The 23,833-nt window shown below is 72.6% G+C and carries 18 protein-coding genes and 1 riboswitch; of the genes, 14 read left to right on the forward strand and 4 right to left on the reverse strand.

Going from position 1 to position 23,833, the window contains the following annotated elements; translation table 11 throughout:
• Positions 1–12: 12 nt before the first annotated feature.
• The 11 genes from ACZ6AA_RS27495 to ACZ6AA_RS27545 all read left to right on the forward strand — a co-directional run bounded on the left by ACZ6AA_RS27495 (position 13) and on the right by ACZ6AA_RS27545 (position 14,597).
• Complete coding sequence (locus ACZ6AA_RS27495) at positions 13–1,425, forward strand: family 2B encapsulin nanocompartment shell protein (RefSeq protein ID WP_468456506.1); 1,413 nt, start codon at positions 13–15, stop codon at positions 1,423–1,425.
• Between the two features lie 123 nt (positions 1,426–1,548).
• Positions 1,549–2,934, forward strand: a complete 1,386-nt coding sequence (locus tag ACZ6AA_RS27500; protein ID WP_471460616.1) for a family 2 encapsulin nanocompartment cargo protein terpene cyclase — start codon at positions 1,549–1,551, stop codon at positions 2,932–2,934.
• A 5-nt stretch (positions 2,935–2,939) separates the two neighbouring features.
• The gene (locus ACZ6AA_RS27505; protein ID WP_468456510.1) at positions 2,940–3,833 is read left to right on the forward strand and encodes a geranyl diphosphate 2-C-methyltransferase; all 894 of its coding nucleotides are present in this window, start codon (positions 2,940–2,942) and stop codon (positions 3,831–3,833) included.
• Positions 3,834–4,248: 415 nt separating this feature from the next.
• Positions 4,249–5,313 carry a tRNA (adenosine(37)-N6)-threonylcarbamoyltransferase complex transferase subunit TsaD gene (gene tsaD, locus ACZ6AA_RS27510; RefSeq protein ID WP_471460617.1) on the forward strand — a complete coding sequence of 355 codons (1,065 nt, stop codon included), beginning with the start codon at positions 4,249–4,251 and terminating at the stop codon, positions 5,311–5,313.
• Positions 5,313–5,888, forward strand: coding sequence for a GNAT family N-acetyltransferase (locus ACZ6AA_RS27515; protein WP_471460618.1), 576 nt, complete (start codon positions 5,313–5,315; stop codon positions 5,886–5,888). The genes tsaD and ACZ6AA_RS27515 overlap by 1 nt, the downstream gene beginning before the upstream one ends.
• 83 nt (positions 5,889–5,971) lie before the next feature.
• Positions 5,972–8,632: an alanine--tRNA ligase gene (alaS, locus tag ACZ6AA_RS27520; protein ID WP_471460619.1), complete on the forward strand. Its 2,661-nt coding sequence runs from the start codon at positions 5,972–5,974 to the stop codon at positions 8,630–8,632.
• Between the two features lie 83 nt (positions 8,633–8,715).
• A riboswitch (cobalamin riboswitch) is annotated at positions 8,716–8,894 on the forward strand.
• A gap of 211 nt (positions 8,895–9,105) precedes the next feature.
• On the forward strand, positions 9,106–10,605 hold the full coding sequence (locus ACZ6AA_RS27525; protein ID WP_468456518.1) for a CoA-acylating methylmalonate-semialdehyde dehydrogenase: 1,500 nt from the start codon (positions 9,106–9,108) through the stop codon (positions 10,603–10,605).
• Positions 10,606–10,610: 5 nt separating this feature from the next.
• Positions 10,611–11,759, forward strand: a complete 1,149-nt coding sequence (locus tag ACZ6AA_RS27530) for an acyl-CoA dehydrogenase family protein (RefSeq protein ID WP_471460620.1) — start codon at positions 10,611–10,613, stop codon at positions 11,757–11,759.
• On the forward strand, positions 11,756–12,859 hold the full coding sequence (locus tag ACZ6AA_RS27535; RefSeq protein WP_471460621.1) for an enoyl-CoA hydratase/isomerase family protein: 1,104 nt from the start codon (positions 11,756–11,758) through the stop codon (positions 12,857–12,859). Before ACZ6AA_RS27530 ends, ACZ6AA_RS27535 begins: the two co-directional genes overlap by 4 nt.
• A 32-nt stretch (positions 12,860–12,891) precedes the next feature.
• A complete protein-coding gene (gene mmsB, locus ACZ6AA_RS27540; RefSeq protein WP_471460671.1) occupies positions 12,892–13,785 on the forward strand; it encodes a 3-hydroxyisobutyrate dehydrogenase in 894 nt (297 codons plus the stop codon).
• Entirely contained in the window at positions 13,782–14,597 is an 816-nt protein-coding gene (locus tag ACZ6AA_RS27545; RefSeq protein WP_468456523.1) for an enoyl-CoA hydratase, read from the forward strand. Before mmsB ends, ACZ6AA_RS27545 begins: the two co-directional genes overlap by 4 nt.
• Positions 14,598–14,654: 57 nt before the next feature.
• On the opposite strand, the gene ACZ6AA_RS27550 is transcribed toward ACZ6AA_RS27545, so the two are convergent.
• Entirely contained in the window at positions 14,655–17,591 is a 2,937-nt protein-coding gene (locus ACZ6AA_RS27550) for an ABC transporter substrate-binding protein (RefSeq protein ID WP_471460622.1), read from the reverse strand.
• Between the two features lie 260 nt (positions 17,592–17,851).
• On the opposite strand from ACZ6AA_RS27550, the gene ACZ6AA_RS27555 reads away from it, so the two are divergent.
• Both ACZ6AA_RS27555 and ACZ6AA_RS27560 read left to right on the forward strand, forming a co-directional pair.
• Entirely contained in the window at positions 17,852–20,635 is a 2,784-nt protein-coding gene (locus ACZ6AA_RS27555; protein WP_471460623.1) for a discoidin domain-containing protein, read from the forward strand.
• 169 nt (positions 20,636–20,804) lie between these two features.
• On the forward strand, positions 20,805–21,026 hold the full coding sequence (locus tag ACZ6AA_RS27560; protein ID WP_468456528.1) for a hypothetical protein: 222 nt from the start codon (positions 20,805–20,807) through the stop codon (positions 21,024–21,026).
• Positions 21,027–21,092: 66 nt separating this feature from the next.
• On the opposite strand, the gene ACZ6AA_RS27565 is transcribed toward ACZ6AA_RS27560, so the two are convergent.
• From ACZ6AA_RS27565 to ACZ6AA_RS27575, 3 genes are all read right to left on the reverse strand, one after another.
• Complete coding sequence (locus tag ACZ6AA_RS27565) at positions 21,093–21,341, reverse strand: hypothetical protein (protein ID WP_468456530.1); 249 nt, start codon at positions 21,339–21,341, stop codon at positions 21,093–21,095.
• 79 nt (positions 21,342–21,420) lie between these two features.
• Positions 21,421–22,116, reverse strand: a complete 696-nt coding sequence (locus ACZ6AA_RS27570; protein ID WP_471460624.1) for an HAD family hydrolase — start codon at positions 22,114–22,116, stop codon at positions 21,421–21,423.
• 46 nt (positions 22,117–22,162) lie between these two features.
• Complete coding sequence (locus ACZ6AA_RS27575) at positions 22,163–22,645, reverse strand: Lrp/AsnC family transcriptional regulator (RefSeq protein WP_468456534.1); 483 nt, start codon at positions 22,643–22,645, stop codon at positions 22,163–22,165.
• 249 nt (positions 22,646–22,894) lie between these two features.
• Between ACZ6AA_RS27575 and ACZ6AA_RS27580 the strand changes: the two genes are divergently transcribed.
• Positions 22,895–23,590: a L,D-transpeptidase family protein gene (locus tag ACZ6AA_RS27580; protein WP_468482737.1), complete on the forward strand. Its 696-nt coding sequence runs from the start codon at positions 22,895–22,897 to the stop codon at positions 23,588–23,590.
• Positions 23,591–23,833 lie beyond the last annotated feature (243 nt).

Consider the following 23,833-nt stretch of genomic DNA (forward strand, 5'->3'; position numbering starts at 1 on the left):
AGAGCTCGCCCGATGACTGTTGACGCACGCCCGGAAGCACGGCCGGAGCCGCCCCGGCAATCCAGCCTGGGCACGGCGGCCGCCCGCAACCTCGCCCATACGACCAAGTCCGCCCCGCAGATGCAGGAGATCACCTCTCGCTGGCTGCTGCGGATGCTCCCCTGGGTGGAGACCAAGGGCGGTGCCTACCGGGTGAACCGTCGCCTGAGCTACACCGTCGGCGACGGGACCGTGGAGTTCATTCAGGACGGTGGCGACGTCCGGGTGATCCCCCGTGAGCTCGGGGAACTGGCCCTGTTGCGCGGCTTCGACGACGTGGAGGTGCTGACCGCCCTCGCCGACCGTTGCGTCCAGCGCGACTTCCGGATCGGCGAGACGCTGGTGGAGCGGGGGGCACCGGCCGACCGGCTGCACCTGATCGCCCACGGCCGCATCAGCCAGACCACGGTGGGCCTTTACGGCGACGAGCTGGCTCTGGACGTACTCGCCGATGGCGACCACTTCGGAGAGGCCGCGCTGCTGGACGAGGACGCCCGGTGGGAGCAGACCGCCACCGCGGAGACCTCGGGCACCCTGCTGAGCCTGTCACGCGCCGAGTTCGCGGCCGTGGTGTCCGCGGCGCCGGACCTCCAGAGTCACCTCGAAGCGTTCACATCGCGGTCCCGGCGGCGGCAGAACCACCGCGGCGAGGCGGAGATCGCGATGTCGGCCGGTCACACCGGCGAGCATGAACTGCCGGGCGCGTTCGTCGACTACGAAGAGAAGCCGCGCGAGTACGAACTCTCCGTCGCGCAGACCATTCTGCGGATCCACACAAGGGTCGCCGACCTCTACAACGGGCCGATGAACCAGACCAAGGAGCAGCTCAGGCTCACCATCGAGGCGCTGCGCGAGCGCCAGGAGCACGAGCTGATCAACAACCGGGAGTTCGGCCTGCTGCACAACGCCGACTTCAAGCAGCGCCTCCAGCCGCACTCCGGCCCGCCGACCCCGGACGACATGGACGAGCTGCTCTGCCGCCGTCGCGGCTCGAAGTTCTATCTCGCGCACCCCAAGGCGATCGCGGCGATCGGGCGCGAGTTCAACGCGCGCGGGCTCTGCCCGGACAACGTCGACCTCGGCGGCCAGCAGGTCCCGGCCTGGCGCGGAGTCCCGATCCTCCCCTGCAACAAGATCCCCATCACGAAGGAGAAGACCAGCTCGATCCTCTGCATGCGTACCGGCGAGGAGAACCAGGGCGTCATCGGACTCCACCAGACCGGCCTGCCGGACGAGTACGAGCCAGGTCTGTCGGTCCGCTTCATGGGCCTCGACGAGAAGGCGATCACGTCCTACCTCGTCAGCACCTACTACTCCGCCGCGATCCTTGTGCCGGACGCGGTGGGTGTGCTGGAGAACGTGCAGATCGCCCGCTGGCCCAGGTAGCGGACCCGGCCGGCACCGCAGGGCAAGACGCCCCGGGCGTTCCGGGGCGGTCGCGCATGCCCGAAGTCCGCGCATGCCCGAAGTCCGGCCCGGGACAACCCCCACCCCACCAAGGAGAATTGGATGCCCTCGCCTGAGCTGACACCTCCGCGGTCGAGCCTGCCAGAGGCCGCTTCTCGCTTCGGGGCGCATGTACTCACTGACGCCGCGGCCCGTGCCTGCGACATCAAGGCCGTCACCGGCGGCCCGTCCTGCGCGCCCTCCCCGCCCGCTCCGGCTGCGATTTCCGTACCAGGCCCGCCTGCGATCTCCGTACCCGGCCCGGCTGCCATCGAGGCCCCGAAGGCCGAGGCCCCGGCAGCCGAAGTGCCGCCCCCGGGCGCCGACCTCGAACGGATTCTGCGCGGCCCCAGCGGACTGGGCACGGCGGGGCTGCGCCTGATCCTGCGGGAAGAGCTCCCGACGCCCCCGATCCTGCAGTCGCCGCCGGAGCTGTCGGAGCCGCCGCAGCCGTCGGCGGCCCCGGCGGAAGGCATGCCGATCCCGGGCCTCTACCACCACCCGGTGCCCGAGCCCGACCCGGTGCGGGTCGAGGAGGTCAGCCGCAGGATCAAGTCCTGGGCGCTGGACGAGGTCGCCCTGTACCCCGAGGACTGGGCGGAGGAGTTCGACGGCTTCTCCGTGGGCCGCTACATGGTCGGCTGCCATCCGGACGCGCCCACCGTCGACCACCTGATGGTCGCCACCCGCCTGATGGTGGCCGAGAACGCGGTGGACGACTGCTACTGCGAGGACCACGGGGGCTCGCCCGACGGCCTCGGCCAGCGCCTGCTCCTTGCGCACACCGCCCTCGACCCCCTGCACACGACGCAGGAGTACCAGCCGCACTGGGCGAAGTCGCTGCACGAGGACGCGCCCCGGCGGGCCTACCGCTCCGCCATGGAGTACTTCGTCCAAGTGGCCAGCCCCTCCCAGGCCGACCGGTTCCGGCACGACATGGCCCGGCTGCACATGGGATACCTCGCCGAGGCCGCCTGGGCCCAGATGGACCACGTCCCCGAGGTCTGGGAGTACCTGGCGATGCGCCAGTTCAACAACTTCCGACCCTGCCCCACCATCACCGACACCGTCGGCGGCTACGAACTGCCGATGGACCTGCACGCGCAGGCCGCCATGCAGAAGGTCATCGCACTCGCGGGGAACGCGACGACCATCGTGAACGACCTGTACTCGTACACCAAGGAACTCGACGCTCCCGGCCGGCACCTGAACCTGCCCGTCGTGATCGCCGAACGTGAGGGCCTCTCCGACCGGGACGCCTACCTGAAGTCGGTCGAGGTCCACAACGAGCTCATGCACGACTTCGAGTCCCACGCCGCCGCCCTGGCGGTCGACTGTCCCGTCCCGAATGTGCAGCGCTTCCTGCGGGGCGTGGCCGCGTGGGTCGACGGCAACCACCACTGGCACCAGACCAACACCTATCGCTACAGCCTGCCCGACTTCTGGTAGGAAGAATGGACTCATCTGTGACCAGCACCGAATTCACCGCCACCGACGCCCCCGTGCGCATCCCCGGCCCGGCGACGCCCTACCAGGGGGACATCGCCCGCTACTGGGACGGGGAGGCCAGGCCCGTGAACCTGCGTCTCGGCGATGTCGACGGTCTCTACCACCACCACTACGGCATCGGCGAGGTCGACGACACCGCCCTTGGCGACCCCCAGGACAGCGAGTACGAGAAGAAACTGATCGCCGAGCTCCACCGGCTGGAGTCGGCGCAGGCCGAAGTCCTCCTGGGGCACCTCGGCGACATCGGGCACGAGGACACGCTGGTGGACGCGGGCTGCGGCCGCGGGGGCTCGATGGTGATGGCGCACCAGCGCTTCGGGTGCCGGGTCGAGGGAGTCACGCTGTCGGCCAAGCAGGCCGAGTTCGCCAACCGGCGCGCCCATGAGCTGCGGATCCAGGACCACGTCCGCGCCCGTGTCTGCAACATGCTCGCCACGCCCTTCGGGACCGGGCAGGCCGCGGCCTCGTGGAACAACGAGTCGAGCATGTACGTCGACCTGCAGGACCTGTTCGCCGAGCACTCCCGCATCCTCAAGGTCGGCGGCCGCTATGTGACCATCACGGGCTGCTGGAACCCGCGGTACGGCCAGCCCTCGAAGTGGGTCTCCCAGATCAACGCGCACTTCGAGTGCAACATCCACTCGCGCCGTGAGTACATGCGCGCCATGGCCGACCATCGCCTCGTGCCGCAGGCCGTCGTCGACCTCACCCCCGACACCCTTCCCTACTGGGAGCTGCGGGCCACGTCCTCGCTGGTCACGGGGATCGAGGACGCGTTCATCAACTCCTACAAGGACGGGTCCTTCCAGTACCTCCTCATCGCGGCCGACCGGGTCTGAACCGTGGCCGACCGGGCCTGATCCAGACCGGGTCTGACCCGGCCTGGTCTGATCCAGACCGGGGCTGATCCGACCATCCGCTGACCGGGCGGGCCCGTACCCGCCGGTTGTGCCCTCGCCAGGGCATGGCCGGCGGGTACGGCGCTTCGCGGGCCGAACACGCCGCGCGCGCCGAGACGTTCGGCACGGGACCGCACGCGATGCCGCCGTCCGGCCGCCGCCTCGCCGTCGACGAGAACTGCAGCACCTTCGTGCCGTACCCCGCGATCGAGGGGGAGGCGCATCCCGGGCCGGCGGGGGAGGGGAGAGCGGCGGCCGAACGACTGAGGCTTATTGCACATTGCTTGCAACTACTATGGGAAGGCGGTAGGCGCGGAAAGAAAGCGCAAAATCGAACGGCGTCGGGAGAACAGTCATGGCCGCCCCTCGGATCGTGCTCGGAATCGAGTCGTCCTGCGACGAGACCGGCGCCGGCCTCGTCCGCGACGGACGGCTGCTCGGGCACGCGGTCGCGTCGAGCATGGACGAGCACGCCCGCTACGGCGGCGTCGTCCCCGAGATCGCCGCCCGCGCCCACGTGCACGCGCTGACCCCGGTCGTCCGCCGCGCCCTGGACACGGCGGGCCTGCGCCTCGGCGACATCGGCGCGGTCGCCGTGACGACGGGCCCCGGCCTCTCGGGCGCCCTCCAGGTCGGCCTCGCCGGGGCGAAGTCCCTCGCCTACGCCCTGGACGTACCGCTGTACGGAGTGCACCACCTCGCCGGACACGTCGCCGCCGACACCCTGGAGCACGGCCCGCTGCCCGACCCGTGCGTCGTCCTGATCGTCTCCGGCGGCCACACCTCGCTCCTGCTCGTCCGGGACCTGGCCCGCGATCCGATCACCCACCTCGGCGACACCCTGGACGACGCGGCGGGCGAGTGCTTCGACAAGGTCGCCCGCGTCTTCGGGCTGCCCTACCCGGGCGGGCCCGCCGTCGACCGGGCGGCGCGGTCCGGCGCCGCCGACGCCGTGGCGTTCCCGCGCCCGCTGACCGGCCCCGGCGACGATCCGTACGCCTTCTCCTTCTCCGGCCTGAAGACCGCCGCCGCGCGCTGGGCCGAAGGCCACGCGGACGGCGACCTGCCGGTCGCCGACGGCGCCGCCGCGCTCCAGGAGGCCATCGCCGACGTCCTGACCCGCAAGGCCGTCGCCGCCTGCGCCACGCACGGCGTGGACACCCTCGTCGTGGTCGGCGGCGTCGCCGCCAACTCCCGGGTGCGGTCCCTCGCCGAGGAGCGCTGCCGGGCCGCCGGGATCACCCTGCGCGTCCCGCCGCCCGGCCTGTGCACCGACAACGGCGCGATGATCGCCGCCGTCGGGGACCTGCTGGTGCGCGCGGGCGCCGAACCGGCTCCCCTGGACGTGTCGATCGACCCGTCGGCGCCGCTGGAGCACGCGGCCCTGCACCCCACGGCGACGCTCGCGAGGGCCGCCTGATGACCGACGCCCTCATACACCGGCTGCCGGGCCCCGACCTGCTCACCCACCGCGACGGCATCCGGCAGGTCTACGCCGCGGCCTTCGCCGAGCCGCCGTGGAACTCCGACCCCGCCGAGGCCGACGTCTACCTGGAGCGCCTCGCGGGCGACCTGGACCGCCCCGGCTTCACGGCTGCGGTGGCCCTCGACGGCGACCGGGTACTCGGCTTCGCCACCGCCTGGACGACCGAGACCCCGCTGCCCGCCACGCGCTCCTATCCGCGCGTCAGCGCCGCCCTCGGCGCCGAGCGCACCGCCGCGTGGCTGTGCGGCGGCCTGGAGGTCGACGAACTCGCCGTCCTGCCCGGCGCGCACGGCCGCGGCCTCGGTCGTAGGCTCCTCGAAGAGGTCACACGCGACGCGCCCGGCGGCCGCTGCTGGCTGCTCACGTCCGTCAAGGCCGACGCCACCGTGCGCTTCTACGAGCGGCTCGGCTGGCGACAGGTCACCCCTCCCGGGCCGAACGGATACGGCACGGCCGTCTTCCTGGGCCCGGGCCACCCCGCGTGCCCCGACGCCTTCCCGCCCGCGTAGTCCCCAGAGCCCCAGCAGCCCTCAACCTCAACAGCCAGCAGTCCCCAGCCCCTGTAGCCCTTCAGCCCTGCCCGGAGCACCCCTTGCGCACCGCCGACATCCGCACCCGCTTCCTGGACTTCTTCGCCGAGCGCGGCCACACCGTCGTCCCCAGCGCCCCGCTGCCGACGCCCGACCCGACGCTGCTCTTCGTGAACGCGGGCATGGTGCCGTTCAAGCCCTATCTGACCGGCGAGGCACAGCCGCCCTGGCCGCGGGCCACCAGCGTGCAGAAGTGCGTGCGCACCCTCGACATCGAGGAGGTCGGCAAGACCACGCGGCACGGCTCCTTCTTCCAGATGAACGGCAACTTCTCCTTCGGGGACTACTTCAAGGAAGAGGCCATCACCTTCGCCTGGGAGCTGAGCACCCGCCCTGTCGCGGACGGCGGCTACGGCCTCGACCCGGCGAAGATCTGGGTGACCGTGCACCACTCCGACGACGAGTCGCGCGGCCTGTGGCGGCGCGTCGCCGACCTGCCCGACGAGCGGATCGTGGCACGCGGCGACGAGGACAACTTCTGGTCCATGGGCGTCCCCGGGCCGTGCGGTCCCTGCTCGGAGCTGTACTACGACCGCGGCCCCGCGCTCGGCCGCGCGGGCGGGCCGGCCGTCGACGAGGACCGGTACATGGAGTTCTGGAACCTCGTCTTCATGCAGTACGAGCGCGGCCCGGGCACCGGCAAGTCCGGCTACCCGATCCTCGGTGAACTCCCGCGCCGCAACATCGACACCGGCATGGGCCTGGAGCGCATGGCCACCCTGCTCCAGGGGGTGGACAACCTGTACGAGATCGACGAGACCCGGCCCGTCCTGGACCGCGCCGCCGACCTCGCGGGCGTCCGCTACGGCGCCGACCCCGTGGCCGACGTGCGCCTGCGCGTCGTCGCCGACCACGTCCGCACCGCCCTGATGCTCCTCACCGACGGCACCGCCCCCGGCAACGAGGGCCGCGGCTACGTCCTGCGCCGCATCCTGCGCCGCGCGGTCCGCTCCATGCGCCAACTCGGCCACGAAGACCCGGTGTTGACGCAGCTCCTCGCCGTGGCCCGGGACTGCATGGCGCCGAGCTACCCGGACGTGAGCGAGGCGTACGACCGCGTCGCCGACCAGGCCGCCGGTGAGGAGGACGCCTTCCGCTCCACCCTGAAGCAGGGCACGACCGTCCTGGACACGGCCGTCACCAAGGTCAAGTCGGAGGGGGCGCGCCAACTGCCCGGCGCCCAGGCCTTCCTGCTGCACGACACCTACGGATTCCCCATCGACCTCACCCTGGAGATGGCCGCCGAACAGGGCGTGGAGGTCGACCGTGAGGGCTTCACGGCGCTCATGCGCGAGCAGCGCGAGCGGGCCCGCGCGGACGCCCGCGCCCGCAAGTCCGGCGGCGCGGTGGACACTTCGGTGCTGCGCGCCGTCCTCACCGAGCACGGGCCGACGGTCTGGCGCGCCTGGGACACCCTGACCACCGAGTCCCGTGTCCTCGCCCTCCTCGGTTCCGCGGGCCCCGTGCCCGTGGCCCGCGACGGCGAGATCGTCACCGCCGTCCTGGACCGCACGCCGTTCTACGCCGAGTCCGGTGGCCAGGACAGCGACGCGGGACAGCTCTCCGGCTCCTCCGCCGAGGCCGACGTGCTCGACGTGCAGCGCCCGCTGCCCGGCCTCGTCGTGCACCAGGTCCGCGTCACCGCGGGCGAACTGGCCGTCGGCGACGCGGTGCACGCCGCCGTCGACCCCGAGTGGCGCCTCGGCGCCCGCCAGGCCCACTCCGGCACCCACGTCCTGCACGCCGCCCTGCGCGAGATCCTCGGTCCCACCGCCCTGCAGTCCGGCTCCTACAACCGCCCCGGCTATCTGCGCCTGGACTTCCCCTGGCGCGGCGGGCTCTCCGCCACCGTCCGCAGCGAGGTCGAGGAGGCCGCCAACCGCGCGCTCCGCCGCGACCTGCCCGTCGGCGTGCGCTGGATGACGCTGCCCGAGGCCAAGGAGCTCGGCGCGCTCGCCCTGTTCGACGAGACGTACGGCGAGCAGGTGCGGGTCGTCGAGATCGGCGGCGCCTGGTCGCGCGAGCTGTGCGGCGGCACGCACGTCGAGCACGCCGCGCAGGTCGGCGTCGTCGCGCTGACCGCCGAGTCGTCCGTCGGCGCGGGCATGCGGCGCCTGGAGGCGGCCGTCGGCATCGAGGGCTTCGGCCATCTGGCGCGCGAGCGCGACCTCGTCGCCCGGATCGCCGAGCAGGTGCAGGCGCCGCGCGCCGAACTGCCCGAGCGCATCGCCGGACTCCTCGACCGGCTCAAGGCCGCCGACCGCGAGAACCAGCGGCTGCGGCAGGCGGCCCTGGCCGTCCGCGCGGCCGAGCTGGCCGACCGGGCCGTCGACGTGGCGGGCGCGAGCGTGATCACGGCCACCACGGACGGCGACGCGGGGGCCGCCCGGGCGCTGGCCCTGGACGTGCGCGGGCGGCTGCCCGGAGAGCGGCCGGGCGTGGCCGCCGTGGCCCTCACCGCCGACAAGCCGGTGCTCGTCGTCGCCGTGAACAAGGCCGGGCGCGCGGCGGGGCTGTCCGCGTCGGCGCTGGTCAAGAGGCTGCTCGGCGGGCGGGGCGGGGGCTCGGACGAGGTGGCGCAGGGCGGCGGGGCGGCCGCGGCGGACCTCGCGTCCGCGCTGGCGGGGCTGGCAGGGGTCGTGCGCGCGGAGCTGGGGGCGTAGGACCTCGGTAGGAGCCGGATAGGGGGTTCCCACGGCAAGTGGGAACCCGTCCGCTGTGGACTTACTAGGAAGTCCAAGTATATGTTCGTGACGAAGCCCGCGGTGCAGGGAAGCCGGTGTGAATCCGGCGCGGTCCCGCCACTGTGACCGGGGAGTGCGTTCTCGCGTGAGACAACGCCACTGACGGAGAAGTCCGTTGGGAAGGCGGGAGAGCGGACGCTGATCCGGGAGTCAGGATACCGGCCGTGGGGTGATCCGTGTTGTCCACGAGGATGGAGCAGACACGCATGGCCCCGGTGCGCACCCACGACCCCGGTGATCCGCCGATGCGAGCGACAACCCCCGCTGTCTGACGGCCCCCTGGCCGTTCGCGTCCCCTTCCCGTCCGTCACCCCGGCCTGCCCGCGCACGCCGCCGACGGCCGGTCGGGCGCGCCCGTCCCCGGATCCCACCTGACGAAAGAGCAGGCTCCCATGGTCCGTGAACTGACCCACTTCATCGGCGGCAAGCACATCCCGGGAACATCGGGCGCGCTCGCCGACGTGTACGACCCCAACACCGGCGAGATACAGGCCCGCGTCCCGCTCGCGAACCGCGCGGAGACCGAGGCGGCCATCGCCGACGCGGCCGAGGCGCAGCGCGAGTGGGGCGAGTGGAACCCGCAGCGCCGCGCCCGCGTCCTGATGCGGTTCCTGCGGATCGTCGAGGGCGAACGCGATGCGCTGGCCCGGCTGTTGTCGGCCGAGCACGGCAAGACCGTCGCCGACGCGCACGGCGACCTCCAGCGCGGCCTGGAGGTCGTGGAGTTCGCCGCGGGCATCCCGCACCTGCTCAAGGGCGAGTTCACCGACAACGCCGGGACCGGCATCGACGTGCACTCGCTGCGCCGCCCCATCGGCGTCGTCGCCGGCATCACGCCGTTCAACTTCCCGGCGATGATCCCCCTCTGGAAGGCCGCCCCTGCCATCGCCTGCGGCAACGCCTTCATCCTGAAGCCCTCCGAGCGCGACCCGTCCGTGCCGCTGCGGCTCGCCGAGCTCTTCCTGGAGGCGGGCCTGCCGCCCGGCATCCTCAACGTCGTCAACGGCGGCAAGGAGGCCGTCGACACCCTCCTGGAGGACCCGCGCGTCGAGGCGCTCGGCTTCGTCGGCTCCACGCCGATCGCCGCGCACATCTACGCCACCGCCGCCGCCCACGGCAAGCGCGCCCAGTGCTTCGGCGGCGCCAAGAACCACATGATCGTGATGCCGGACGCGGACCTCGACCAGGCCGTGGACGCGCTGATCGGCGCGGGCTACGGCTCCGCGGGCGAGCGTTGCATGGCGATCTCCGTGGCCGTGCCGGTCGGCGAGGCCACCGCCGACGCCCTCGTGGCCCGCCTGAAGGACCGCATCGGCGAGCTGCGCATCGGCCGCTCCGACGACCCCGAGGCCGACTTCGGCCCGCTGGTGAGCCGCGACGCCCTCGACCGCGTCCGCTCCTACGTCGACCTCGGCGTCGAGGAGGGCGCCGAACTCGTCGTCGACGGCCGGGACTTCACCCTGGCCGGGCACGAGGGCGGCTTCTTCGCGGGAGCCTCGCTCTTCGACCGGGTCACCCCGGACATGCGGATCTACCAGGAGGAGATCTTCGGCCCGGTCCTGTCCGTCGTACGTGCCGCCGACTACGAAGAGGCGCTGCGGCTGCCCACCGAGCACCCCTACGGCAACGGCGTCGCGCTCTTCACACGCGACGGCGACACCGCCCGCGACTTCACCCGCCGCGTCGACACCGGCATGGTCGGCGTCAACGTCCCCATCCCGGTCCCCGTCGCGTACCACACCTTCGGCGGCTGGAAGCGCTCCGGCTTCGGCGACCTGAACCAGCACGGGCCGGACTCCATCCGCTTCTACACCCGCACCAAGACCGTCACCTCGCGCTGGCCCTCCGGGGCCAAGGAGGGCGCGAGCTTCACCATCCCGACGATGCGGTGACCGCCATGACCAGCGCACTGCTCACCGAGGACCAGCTCGCCATCGTCGAGACCACCCTCGACTTCGCCCAGGAGCACCTCGCCCCGCACGCCCTCGCCTGGGACCAGGAGAAGCACTTCCCGGTGGAGGTGCTGCGCAAGGCCGCGGACCTCGGCCTCGGCGGGATGTACGTCGCCGAGGACGCGGGCGGCTCCGGGCTCACCCGCGCCGACGGCGTCCTCGTCTTCGAGGCCCTCGCCTCCGGCTGCCCGTCCATCGCGGGCTATCTCTCCATCCACAACATGGTCGCCTGGATGATCGACCGGTACGGCGACGAGGCCCAGCGCGCCCGCTGGCTCGGGTCGTTGACGTCCATGGACTGGCTCGGCAGCTACTGCCTCACCGAGCCCGGCGCGGGCTCCGACGCCGCCGCGCTCAGCACCCGCGCCGAACGCGACGGCGACAGCTACGTCCTGACCGGCGTCAAGCAGTTCATCTCCGGCGCCGGTGCCTCGCACGTGTACATCGTGATGGCCCGCACGGGCGACAGCGGTCCGGGCGGCGTCTCCGCGTTCGTCGTCGAGCGCGACGACCCCGGCCTGTCCTTCGGCCCGAACGAGCAGAAGATGGGCTGGAACGCCCAGCCCACCCGGCAGGTGATTCTCGACGGGGTGCGGCTGCCCGCGGACCGGCTGCTCGGCGGCGAGGGCAACGGCTTCCGCATCGCCATGAACGGCCTCAACGGCGGCCGCCTCGGCATCGCCGCCTGCTCGCTCGGCGGCGCCCGCAGCGCCCTCGACCGCAGCCTCGGCTACCTCGCCGACCGCGAGGCGTTCGGGGCGCGGCTCCTGGACGCGCAGGCGCTCCAGTTCAAGCTCGCCGACATGGCGACCGAGCTGACCGCGGCCCGCGCCCTGGTCCGCCAGGCCGCCCAGGCCCTCGACGCGGGCGACCCGCAGGCGCCCCAACTGTGCGCCATGGCCAAGCAGTTCGCCACCGACACCGGCCACTCGGTCGCCGACCGCGCCCTGCAACTGCACGGCGGCTACGGCTACCTGACCGAGTACGGCATCGAGAAGCTCGTGCGCGACCTGCGCGTCCACCGCATCCTGGAAGGAACCAACGAGATCATGCGCCTGATCGTCGCCCGCGGTCTGACGGGGGCGCTGCGATGACGCCCACCGCCGCCGGGCAGCCCGCCGCCCCGGAGCCCGACGACTCCGTGCTGCTGCGCACCGAGGGCCGCGCCGGGTACATCGTCCTCAACCGGCCCCGGGCCCTGAACGCCCTCACCCACGCCATGGTCCGCCGCATCGACGCGGCCCTCGCCGCCTGGGAGCACGACCCGGCCGTCGAGACCGTCGTGCTCACCGGCGCGGGGGAGCGCGGCCTGTGCGCGGGCGGCGACATCCGCGCCATCCACGAAGACGCCCGCACCGGCGGCAGCGCCTCCGCGGACTTCTGGCGCGACGAGTACCACCTCAACGCCCGCATCGCGCGCTACCCGAAGCCGTACGTCGCCGTGATGGACGGCATCGTCATGGGCGGCGGCGTCGGCGTCTCCGCGCACGGCGGCGTCCGCGTCGTCACCGAGCGCTCCCGGATCGCCATGCCCGAGACGGGCATCGGCTTCGTCCCCGACGTCGGCGGCACCTATCTGCTCGGCCTCGCCCCCGGCGAGCTCGGCACCCATCTGGCCCTGACCGGCCAGCAGCTGGGCGCCCGCGACGCGCTCCTGTGCGGGCTCGCCGACCACTTCGTCCCCTCCGACCTGCTGCCGCGCCTCGTCGCGGACCTCGCGTCCGATCCGGTGCGCGAGGTCCTCACCCGGTACGTCGCCGAAGCACCGCCCGGCGTCCTCGCCGACCAGCGCGAGTGGATCGACGCCTGCTACCCGGCGCACGGCGTCGAGGAGATCGTCGACCGGCTGCAGAACCACGGCGCGCAGGCCGCCAAGGAGGCCGCCGAGACCCTGCACACCAAGTCGCCGACCGCCCTGAAGGTCACGCTCTCCTCGCTGCGCCGGGCCCGGCAGCTCGGCCCGCTGGAGCGGGTCCTGGAGCAGGAGTACCGGGTGTCGTGCGCGGCCCTCGCCTCCGCCGACCTGGTGGAGGGCATCCGCGCCCAGGTCGTCGACAAGGACCGTGACCCGCACTGGTCCCCGGCCACCCTCGCCGACGTCACCGACGACGACGTGGCCCGCTACTTCGCCCCGCTCGGCACGCGCGAACTCGCCCTCGCCGCCGACCGCTCCCCGCAGGAGGTGCCCTGGTGAGCCCCGTCATCGCCTTCGTCGGCCTCGGCCACATGGGCGGCCCGATGGCCGCCAACCTCGTCAAGGCCGGATACCGGGTCGTCGGCCACGACCTGGTCCCGGACGCCGTGGACGCCGCCGTCGCCGCGGGCGTCGAGGCCGCACCCTCGGCCGTGGCGGCCGCCGCCGACGCGGACATCGTGCTCACGATGCTGCCCGCGGGCCGCCACGTCCTCGCCCTCTACCAGGACGAGGGGCTGCTCGCGGCCGCCCGGCCCGGCACCCTCTTCGTCGACTGCTCCACGATCGACGTCGCCGACGCGCGGGCCGCCCACGAAGCGGCCGTCGCCGCCGGGCACCTGGCCGTGGACGCCCCCGTCTCCGGTGGCGTCATGGGCGCCGAGGCGGGCACCCTCACGTTCATGGTCGGCGGTGCGGAGGCCGCCTTCGCGCGGGCCGAGCCGCTGCTCGCCGCGATGGGCAAGAAGGCCGTGCACTGCGGCGCGGCGGGCGCGGGACAGGCCGCGAAGATCTGCAACAACATGATCCTCGGCGTCTCGATGATCGCCGTGAGCGAGGCTTTCGTCCTCGGCGAGAGCCTCGGCCTCTCCCACCAGGCGCTGTACGACGTGGCGTCCACCGCGTCCGGCCAGTGCTGGGCCCTGAGCGTCAACTGCCCGGTGCCGGGGCCGGTCCCGGGCTCGCCCGCCAACCGCGACTACCGCCCGGGATTCGCCGCGCCCCTGATGGCCAAGGACCTCGGCCTCGCCGCGAACGCCGTGCGCGCGGGCGGCGTCGACGCCGAACTCGGCCTGCGCGCCGCCGAGCTGTACGCGGCCTTCGCCGAGGGCGGGGGAGCGGCCGAGGACTTCTCCGGGATCGTCCGGGCCATCAGGGAACGCTCCGGACAGCAACTCGCCGACGACAAGAGGAACCAGCGATCATGACCGACCCCACGGCCACCACGGATTCCACGGCCGCCACGGACTCGTACGAGACGATCCTCGTGGAACGCAAGGGCAGGGTGGCCCTGCTCACCCTGAACCGCCCCAAGGCCCTCAACGCCCTGAACCTCCAGGTGATGCGGGAGGTCGTCGCCGCGGCCGAGGCCCTCGACCGGGACCCGGAGGTTGGCTGCATCGTCCTGACCGGCTCCGCGAAGGCGTTCGCCGCGGGCGCCGACATCAAGGAGATGAGCCCGCAGAACTACCTGGACATGTACCTGAGCGACTGGTTCACCGCCTGGGACCGGCTCGGCCAGGTGCGCACCCCGACGCTCGCCGCCGTCTCCGGCTACGCCCTCGGCGGCGGCTGTGAGCTGGCCATGCTCTGCGACATCCTGCTCGCCGCCGACACGGCCGTCTTCGGCCAGCCGGAGATCAAGCTGGGCGTCATCCCCGGCATCGGCGGCTCGCAGCGCCTGACCCGCGCCGTCGGCAAGGCCAAGGCCATGGAGCTGTGTCTGACCGGCCGCACGATGGACGCAGATGAGGCCGAGCGCGCCGGACTCGTCTCCCGGGTCGTCCCGGCCGACGACCTCCTCGCCGAGGCGCTGACCGTCGCGGAGACCGTGGCGGGCATGTCCCTGCCGGTCGCCATGATGGCCAAGGAGTCGGTCAACCGCTCCTTCGAGACGACCCTCACCGAAGGCGTCCGCTTCGAACGGCGGCTGTTCCACGCGGTGTTCGCGACGGCGGACCAGAAGGAGGGCATGACCGCCTTCACGGAGAAGCGCAAGCCGCAGTTCACCCACCGCTAGAGCCGGGACGGAGCGCGGCGCCTGTCCACGGGCGCCGCACTCGGGGCAGGCCGCCGCTCAGCGCACGTACGCGTTGAGCGGCGACACGCCGTCGAGGTCGATCTGGAGCCCGTGCAGCGCCTTGGAGTACAGAAACGTGCGCATCGGCACGTACACCGGCACGGCCGCGGCCTGCTCCATCACCCGGCGGTCGACCGTCGACCACAGGTCGCCCGCGGCGCTGAGCGACTGCGCCGAACCGGCCGCGTCGATGGCCGAGTCGACGGCAGAGTTCTTCAGACGCGAGTAGTTCGACGAGGTGGGGTAGGTGTACTTGCCGTCGAAGTACTCCGGCAGGGTCGCGGAGCCGACGGGCATTCCGGCGCCCACGGGAAGCCGGAACAGGTCGTACTCTCCCCTGCCCGCGTTCTTGTAGTAGTCCGCCGTGTCGTCCTTCTGCAGCTTGACCCGGAAACCGGCCCGGTCGAGCGCCGTCTTGATCACCTGGGCCCGCTCGGCGTCCGTGGCGTCCGCGTGGCCGAGGGTCAGCTTGAACCCGCTCTCGTCCGCGTCCTTGAGCAGCGCGCGGGCCTTGGCCGGGTCGCCGCGCTCCCCGGCCCCGTACAGGTCGAAGGGGCGGGCGCCGCGCACGCCGGGCGGCAGCAGGTTGTGATGGACCGTGCCGTCCTCGCCGCTGGCCGCGAGGACGTCCCCGGCGGGCAGCGCCGTGGCGATGGCCTTGCGGACCTTGATGTCCTTCACCCGGCGGGTGTTGATCTGGTACGCGTGGATGAAGGGCGACGGCGCGGACAGGCGCCCCGCGCCGCCGGGGGCCTTGCCGAGCCCGTCCTTGCCGAGGGAACCGGTGAACGACATGATCGCCTCGCCCGAACCCGCCCCCACCGTACGGGACTTGATGTCCTCCACGGAGAGTCCGCCCTCGATGTGGTAGCTGTCCGGGTAGGCGGTCCGCAGCGGGTCGCTGTCCGCCCTCCACTCGGAGTTGCGGCTCAGGACGACGTCCTTCGCGCCGGTGAAGGTGCTCACCTCGTACGGGCCGGTGGACGGCACCGTCGGCGAGCCCGTCGAGGTGTCCTTCACCCGGTCGGGCACCGGTGCGGCGCTCGGACCCGCGAGCGCGACGTTGAAGTCCGGCCGGGCGCTCTCCAGGTGGAAGACGACGGTGCGGTCGTCGGGCGTCTCGATGGTGCCCGGCGGCAGGGTGCGCTCGCCGGTGATGCCGTCCGCCCTCTTGGGGCCGAGCAGCCAGCTGCGCAGGGTCCGGTCGCCGATCGCGAAGGACGGGTCGAGCGTGCGCTCGACGGCGTTCACGAAGTCCTTGGCCACGACCGGAGTCCCGTCGTTGTACGTCAGTCCGGGCTTGAGCGTGAACGTCCAGGTCCGGCCGCCCGACGAGACGCGGCCGCCGTCGGTGGCCAGGTCTCCGACGAGCTTGACCCTGCCGTCGGGCAGCGTCTTGAGACCCGTCAGGCTGCGGTGGACCAGACGGGACACGATCCTGTCGGTGCCGGACCACATCTTGCCGGGGTCGACGGTGGTGAGGTCGGAGGGCTCCAGGACGGTGACCTTGCCGCCCTTGCGGGCCCCCGCGACGGCGGGCGCCGGGCCCTCGGAGTCGTCCGCCGTGCCCAGGACCAGCGTCTCGGTCTTGGCCCGCTCCGCCACGGTGTCGCCCTCGGGGCCGGGCTTGGGGCGGTCCGACGTGCCCCCGGACGTCCCCGTGCCCGAGTCGTCCTTCGCCCCGTCGAACGGGTTGGTGATGGCGAGCGTCGCGACGAGCGCGGCGACGGCCACGGCCGCACCGCCGGGGACCCACCAGTTGCGCCACCACGGCCGTCCGCCGGGCGCCGGACCCTGGTGGGCGAGCGGGGCGACCGGGGCGGGCCACTGCGGGGGCGGCGCGGTCGGTCTGGGCGGGGGGAGGGGGTAGGAGGTGGGGACGGACTGGGGGCCGGAGTCGACGGGGTGTCCGTTCTGGCCCGGAAGAGGGGCCTGTGCCGCGGGCGCCGCCCCGAAGGGGGTCGGAGTGGCGGGCGCCGGGTTGGCAGGAGCGGGCGGGGTGGGCGTCGACGCCGGGGGTGTCGGTGTGCCCGGGGCGGGAGCGCCGGGAGCCTGGGCGGCCGGTGCGGCCTTCGTGAGGCCGACGGATGCCTCCTTCGCCCGTGCCTCCAGCTCGCTCCGCGTCTGCTCGGCGTCCGGCCGGTCGGCGGGCGCCTTCGCCAGCATCCGGCCCACCAGGTCGTCCCACGCGGGCGCGAGCCCCGGGCGCCGCAGGGAGGGCCGCTCCGGGGTCTCGTACACATGGCAGTGCATCAGCGCGGCCGCCGACGGGGCGTCGAACGGCGGGGCGCCGGTGAGCATTTCGTGGACCATGCAGCCCAGCGAGTACACATCGGTGCGGCCGTCGGTCTCACGGTGCGCGAACCGCTCCGGGGCCATGTAGTGCAGCGTGCCGATGGGGGAGTCGGAGGTGCGGGTGAGATAGCCGCCGGCCCCCGTCGCCGCGTCCAGGAACTTGGCGATGCCGAAGTCGAGGACCTTCACGGTGCCCTCGTCGGTGACCATCACATTGGCGGGCTTGATGTCCCGGTGCACGATGCCCGCCCGGTGCGCCACGGCGAGCGCCCGGCACACCTGCGCCGCGATGTCGGCGACCCGTTGCGGTGAGAGCCCCTTGCCGCTCCTGAGCAGGTCGGTCACCGTACGTCCGTTCAGGAGCGGCATCACCAGATAGGGGATGTCGCCCTCCGAGCCGTGGTCGAAGACCGGCACGATGTACGTGCTGTCGAGCGCCGCCGCGGCCCGCGCCTCCCGCACGAACAGCGCCAGCATGCGCTCGCGGTCCGGCGCCGACGTGTCCGCCGGAAGGCCGAGCAGTTTGACGGCCACCTCCCGGTCGAGCCGGGCGTCCCGGGCCCGCCAGACCGCCCCCATGCCGCCCGCGCCTATTCGCTCCGTGAGCGTGTACCGCCCGTCCAGGACTGCGCCGCGCATCCCCTGCTCCACCCCACCCACCCCGTAGAAACACGCCCGCTGCGGGCGGCAAGGTCAATTTACCCGTGCCGTGGAGAAGTTGGAGAGGTGTTGTGCCGCGGGCGCCGTTCTCGTCTGCGGTCGGTGCGGCAGATCGGCTGCGCGTGGCGGGTTTTCCACGCTCCGTGTTCAGGACTTGATGCGTCATGCCGAAGTTATTGACGTGACTCGTTCATGAAATTTATGGTCCGTGGACCCTCACCTCACCATGACGGAGAACAATGACGTACTCCCTCGTATCGCGGCCGAATGCCGTCGGACTGTCCGCGGCGCTGCTCGCCGGAGTGCTCGTCGCCGCGGTCCCGCCGACGGCCCCCTCCCACGCCGACGCCGCCCCCGCCTCGCGCACCGCCACCGACTGCCGCCAGGGCGACGGCTGGACGCTCGACTCCACCCGCGTCGACCCCAAGGACAACCACCACGCCTTCGTCGGCAACGGCTACCTGGGACAGCGCGTGCCGCCCAACGGCGCCGGCTACGCGGACAGCGAGGCCAAGACCGGCTGGCCCCTGTTCACCCCGCGCTACGACGGCTCCTTCGTGTCCGGCCTGTACGCGCACAACAAGCGGACCGCCGAGAACCGGCAGGCCGTCGCCGCGCTGCCCACCTGGACCCCGCTCACCGTCACCACCGGCGGCAAGGGCTCCGACACCTTCAACTCTTCGACGGCACCCGGCCGCATCTCCGCCTACCGGCAGAGCCTCAGCATGCACTGCGGCCTCGTCACCACCACCCTCACCTGGACGGCCGCGGACGGCCGCCGCACCGACCTCACGTACGAGGTCCTCGCCGACCGCGCCAACCCGCATGTGGGCGCCGTACGGTTGAAGATGCGCCCGCACTGGAGCGGCGAGGCCACCGTCACCGACGTCCTCGACGGCCGCGGCGCGCGGCGCGTGCAGCAGACCGGCGGCGGCGACCGCACCGGCGGCGAGCGGCACGGGCGCTCCGGGCCGACCATGGACGTCGCCTTCCGCACCGACGGCACCAAGGTCAAGGGCGCCGTCGCCTCCACGCTGCGCACCGGGCACGGCGTGCACGACGCCCGGGAGCGCCGGGCGGGACGGGCGGCGAAGCTGACGAACCGGCAGTCCCTCACCCTGCCGGTCCGCAGCGGAGAGTCGTACGAACTCACCAAGTTCGTGGGCGTCGACACCGCGCTGACCTCGCGTGCCCCGCGCGAGGACGCCACCGCGGCCTCGCGGCGCGCCGCCGAGCGCGGTTGGGACGCCCTGCTGCGCTCCCACACCGCCGCCTGGGCGCGGCTGTGGCGCAGCGACATCGAGGTGGCCGGGCGCCAGCGGGAGCTCCAGACATGGGTGCGCTCCGCGCAGTACGGGCTGCTGTCCAGCACACGGAAAGGCGCGGCGAACAGCATCGCCCCGGCCGGACTGACCAGTGACAACTACGCGGGACTCGTCTTCTGGGACGCCGAGACGTGGATGTACCCGGGGCTCCTCGCCACCCGCCCCGACCTCGCCAAGTCCGTCGTCGACTACCGCTACCGCACCCGCGCCGGAGCCCGCGACAACGCCCGCAAGCTCGGCTACGAAGGGCTCTTCTACCCCTGGAACAGCGGCAGTTCGGGCAACCTGGCCAAGGAGTGCCACAGCGTGGACCCGCCGCACTGCCGCACCCAGATCCACCTCCAGTCCGACATCTCCCTGGCCACCTGGCAGTACTACCTGGCCACCAAGGACACCAAGTGGCTGCGGACGCGCGGCTGGCCCGTCATGAAGGGCATCGCCGAGTTCTGGGCGGGCCGCGTCCACCGCAACAGCGACGGCAGCTACTCCATCAAGGACACCGCGGGACCCGACGAGTACAGCAACGGCGTCGACGACGCGGTGTTCACCAACGCGGGCGCCGTCACCGCCCTGCGCCACGCCACCCGCGCCGCGAAGCTCCTCGGCGAGCGCGCCCCCGCCGAGTGGACGTCGATCGCCGACCGGATCCGGATCCCGTACGACAAGGAACGCAAGGTCTTCGAGCAGTACGACGGCTACAAGGGCAGCAAGATCAAGCAGGCCGACACGGTGCTCCTGATGTACCCCCTGGAGTGGCCCATGGCCGACGGCGCCGCGGCCGCCACGCTCGACTACTACGCGCAGCGCACCGACCCGGACGGCCCGGCCATGACGGACTCGGTGCACGCCATCGACGCCGCCGGGATCGGTGAGCCGGGCTGTTCCACGTACACCTATCTGGACCGTTCCATCAAGCCGTTCGTACGTGGACCGTTCGCGCAGTTCTCGGAGGCGCGCGGCGACAAGGCGGGCGCGGAGGACCCGCTGGCGGGCTCGCCCGCGCACGACTTCCTCACCGGCAAGGGCGGCTTCCTGCAGATCTTCACCAACGGCCTGACCGGCATGCGGATGCGGGAGGACCGGCTGCACCTCGACCCGATGCTGCCCCCGCAGCTCGCCGACGGCGTCACCCTGCGCGGACTGACCTGGCAGGGCCGTACGTACGACGTCGAACTCGGCGCCCACCACACCACGGTGCGGCTCACCTCCGGCGCGCCGATGACCCTGGACACGCCGCAGGGCAAGCAGGTCGTCAGCGAGGGCGCCCCCGCCGTCCTCAAGACCCGCCGCCCCGACCTCGCGCCCACGGGCAACGCGGCCCGCTGCACCCCCGCCAAGGCGTCGTCGGAGGAGCCCGGCATGTACGCGGGCGCCGCGGTCGACGGCAACACCGCCACCGCCTGGGTCCCGGCCGAGAAGACCGGCACCCTGACCGCGGACCTCGGCGAGCCGGTGCGCGTCAAGAAGGTCACGCCGACATGGACCGGCGTGAAGCCCGTGTCGTACGACATCGAGGTCTCCTTGGACGGCCACCACTGGCACGGCGTGCAGGGCACGTCGGGCACGGAAGCCGCAGAGGGCGCAGAGAGCGCACAGAGTACGGACAAGGCGCGGCTCGCGCGTTATGTGCGGGTGACGGTGCGCGGTGCGGCGCAGGCCAAGGAGCACCCGGGCATCACGGAACTCACAGTGGGCTAGCCGGGCCTGTGGTCCCTCGTGCGGGCGGCGCGCACGGTGTCCGCGCTGCCGCCGCCCGTACGAGGGACATCCGGCATATCAGCAGGTCGGCGAGGGCAGCCATGTCGGCGCCCAGGATCTTCGGGACGCGTCCCGGAGGGCCAACACCCAAGAGAAACAAGGTGGTTCCATGCGCCGTTCCGTCGTCCTCGTAGCCGGAGCGCTCGCCGCGATGACCGCGCTCGCCACACCCGCCGTCGCCGTCACGGCGGCTCCCGCTGCGGCTCCCGCGGCGGCGAACCCCGCGCCGAGCCCGCTGCCGCCGCTGCCCGCCGCGGAGTCCCTGATCACCGAGGGCGTCACCATCGAGGGCCCGCTGATCAACAACCTGGGGCTGCCGCATCTCCTGTGACACCGACCGGGGCGGGTCCGCCCGTCCTGGAGTGGTGTCCGCGCCTGGAGTCGTGTCCGTGGCACCTCAGCCCGAGGGCTCGTCCGGCACCGGCCGGTCGGGCCCCGGGCCGTGCGCGTGCGGGGCGCCGCGCCTGCCGGTCCCGGCCTCGTCCGTGTCGGGCACATCGTCGTCGGCGTCCGGCGCGTCACCGCTGTGGGCCGCGTCGTCCTCCGGTTCCCAGGGGTCCCGCTGGTCCGTGGCCTGCTGGTCGGGCAGGTCCCGCGGCACGGGCGGGCCGTCCGTACCGGCCGAGGGGGGCTTCTGCTCGCTCACGGTCCTGCCTCCGTTCCTTCGGGGGTGCTGCGGTGCCTGCGCGGGCGCCCGCACGCGTGCGTGTCAGGGGCCGCGCCGCTCAGCGGGTACCCGGCTCGACCGCGAGCCAATCAAGTGCGGCCCGCGCTGTGAACTCCGCCTGGCCGCCGCGCAGCAGCAGGTCCGCCGCCGCGAACGCCGGGTCGTCGGCCTGCGCGGCGACGTAGGGGATCGCCACGCAGCGCATGCCCGCGGCCCTGGCGGCGAGCGCGCCCGGAGCGGCGTCCTCAAGGACCACGCAGTCGGCGGGTTCGGCGCCGAGCAGGGCGGCCGCCGCGAGGAACACATCGGGTGCGGGCTTGCCGTGGGCGACCTCGTCCGCCGAGACGAGCGTCTTGAGATGGGCGTCCAGGCCGGTGCCCGCGAGGATCGCCTCGATGGCGGCGCGCGAGGACCCCGACGCCACCGCCATCGGCACCCCGGCGTCGGACAGCCGCTCCACGAACGCGCGCATCTGCGGATACACCTGCGTGGAGGCGCGGGCCAGCTCCAGATAGCGGTGGTTCTTCTCCGCGAGCAATTCGGCGAGCGGCGCGGTCAGGCCGTACCGCTCCCGCCAGTCGGCGAGGGTCTCGCGGGTGGAGATGCCGACGTACCTCTCGTGGTCGGCCCAGGTGAAGCCGGTGACGCCGTGCGCGGCGAGCAACTGACGACCCGCTTCGAAATAGTTCGGCTCGCTGTCCACGAGGGTGCCGTCGAGATCGAAGATGACCGAGGTGTGGTTCAGGGCGCTCATGTGTCCCAGCATGCCAAGGCGGTGATCCGGCTCGCGGCGGCGGTGCTCACTTGTCCGTCGCGGCAAGCCTGCCCACCGACTCCACCAGCGGCAGGAGCCGGTGCGGCACGCGCTCGCGCAGTGCCATCTCCGTACGCGTACGGACCACGCCCGGCAGCTGGATCAGACGCTGGACGACGTCCTCCAGGTGTCCGTTGTCGCGCGCCACCACCCGGGTCAGGAGATCGCCGCCGCCGGTCATCGAGAACGCCTCGATGATCTCCGGGATGGCCGCGAGCGCGTCGCCGACCTCGTCGAGGCGCCCCTGGGTGACCTCGATGTGCACGAACGCGAGCACCGGGTGGCCGAGGGCGGCGGGGGAGAGCTTCGGTCCGGTGCCGGTGATGACGCCCTCGCGTTCGAGCCGGTCGAGGCGCGCCTGCAGGGTGCCGCGGGCGATGCCGAGGACGCGCGCGTACTCCCGCACGCTCGTGCGCGGCTGCTCCAGGAGGAGCCGCAGGATGCGGGTGTCGAGTTCGTCGACGGCCATGGTGCGTGGGCCTCCCGGTGTGCGAGTCGATCACCGTGACCGTACCAATGGCACGGCGGGCCCCGCGCGTCGCCGACCGTTGGACCGCCGCGGGGGCCGGTGCGCGGACCTGGGCGCGGATCCGCCGCGCTGTTACGTACCTGTTTCACTTCCCCCTGCAACGAGTCGGCCCCTTCCACGGTCTAGCTGTCGGAAAACGCGCAACGCACACGTATGGCGCGTACGAAGACGAACGAGGAGTGGACCGCAGTGGGGGACATACACAGACGAGCCGTCGTCGCCCTGGGGATCACCGCGCTGGTGGCCCCGCTCACGGTGGCCCTGGGGAGCACCACCGCACAGGCCGCGTCGTGCTCGGCGCAGGCCGGGCCGTACCAGAAGCAGGTCGAGAAGTTCCTGGGCCGTCCGGTGGACGGCAGGCAGTCGAGCGCCGACTGCAAGGCCATCAAAGCCTTCCAGACCAAGCACGGCATCAGCCCCAACGCGGGCTACGCGGGCTCCGTGACCTGGGGCGTCATGAGCCTGATGAACAAGCAGAAGGCCGCGGGCAACAACCCGAACAAGGCGGGCAAGTGCCCGGTCAACAAGGGCCGGATCGCCTGCGTCGACCTGACCCGGCAGCTCAGCTGGATCCAGGACGGCAAGACCCTCAAGTACGGGCCGGTGCCGGTGCGCACCGGACGCAACGGACACGAGACCCGCACCGGCCTGAAGAAGATCTACTGGCGGGACATCGACCACATTTCGAGCATTTACCACGTGCCGATGCCCTACAGCCAGTTCTTCGACGGCGGTCAGGCCTTCCACTCGGTCGGCATCAGCGTCTGGTCCCCGCCCGGCTCGCACGGGTGCGTGAACATGACGAAGAAGGATGCCACCAAGTACTGGAACACGCTGCGCAAGGGCGACGACGTCTTCGTCTACGGCCGCAAGCCCGGCACCTGAGAGCATCGCGGCGCGTAAGCCCGCAGGCGGCGTCGGTGTGGCCCGTTGGCCCGCCGACGCACCACCCTGCGGGCCCCCGACTGGGCCAATGGCCCAGTCGCGACTGCCCCGGTTGAGCCACCGGGCCCCCGAATGATGAGATGGATCCGTCGATGGCGCTGCGGGATTCCGCGGCGCCTTATTCATGTCATTGATGTCGCGCGCGGTCCCTGTCATCCGGGCCGCGAGACGTGCCGGGCCCGC

The organism is Streptomyces sp. NPDC040610 (assembly GCF_055594065.1).

Bases quoted from the DNA above. Each gene is read 5' to 3' on its own strand.
- ACZ6AA_RS27495 (WP_468456506.1), top strand. From the start codon at position 13: ATGACTGTTGACGCACGCCCGGAAGCACGGCCGGAGCCGCCCCGGCAA.
- ACZ6AA_RS27500 (WP_471460616.1), top strand. From the start codon at position 1,549: ATGCCCTCGCCTGAGCTGACACCTCCGCGGTCGAGCCTGCCAGAGGCC.
- ACZ6AA_RS27505 (WP_468456510.1), top strand. From the start codon at position 2,940: ATGGACTCATCTGTGACCAGCACCGAATTCACCGCCACCGACGCCCCC.
- tsaD (WP_471460617.1), top strand. From the start codon at position 4,249: ATGGCCGCCCCTCGGATCGTGCTCGGAATCGAGTCGTCCTGCGACGAG.
- ACZ6AA_RS27515 (WP_471460618.1), top strand. From the start codon at position 5,313: ATGACCGACGCCCTCATACACCGGCTGCCGGGCCCCGACCTGCTCACC.
- ACZ6AA_RS27525 (WP_468456518.1), top strand. From the start codon at position 9,106: ATGGTCCGTGAACTGACCCACTTCATCGGCGGCAAGCACATCCCGGGA.
- ACZ6AA_RS27530 (WP_471460620.1), top strand. From the start codon at position 10,611: ATGACCAGCGCACTGCTCACCGAGGACCAGCTCGCCATCGTCGAGACC.
- ACZ6AA_RS27535 (WP_471460621.1), top strand. From the start codon at position 11,756: ATGACGCCCACCGCCGCCGGGCAGCCCGCCGCCCCGGAGCCCGACGAC.
- mmsB (WP_471460671.1), top strand. From the start codon at position 12,892: ATGGGCGGCCCGATGGCCGCCAACCTCGTCAAGGCCGGATACCGGGTC.
- ACZ6AA_RS27545 (WP_468456523.1), top strand. From the start codon at position 13,782: ATGACCGACCCCACGGCCACCACGGATTCCACGGCCGCCACGGACTCG.
- ACZ6AA_RS27550 (WP_471460622.1), bottom strand. From the start codon at position 17,591: ATGCGCGGCGCAGTCCTGGACGGGCGGTACACGCTCACGGAGCGAATA.
- ACZ6AA_RS27555 (WP_471460623.1), top strand. From the start codon at position 17,852: ATGACGTACTCCCTCGTATCGCGGCCGAATGCCGTCGGACTGTCCGCG.
- ACZ6AA_RS27560 (WP_468456528.1), top strand. From the start codon at position 20,805: ATGCGCCGTTCCGTCGTCCTCGTAGCCGGAGCGCTCGCCGCGATGACC.
- ACZ6AA_RS27570 (WP_471460624.1), bottom strand. From the start codon at position 22,116: ATGAGCGCCCTGAACCACACCTCGGTCATCTTCGATCTCGACGGCACC.
- ACZ6AA_RS27575 (WP_468456534.1), bottom strand. From the start codon at position 22,645: ATGGCCGTCGACGAACTCGACACCCGCATCCTGCGGCTCCTCCTGGAG.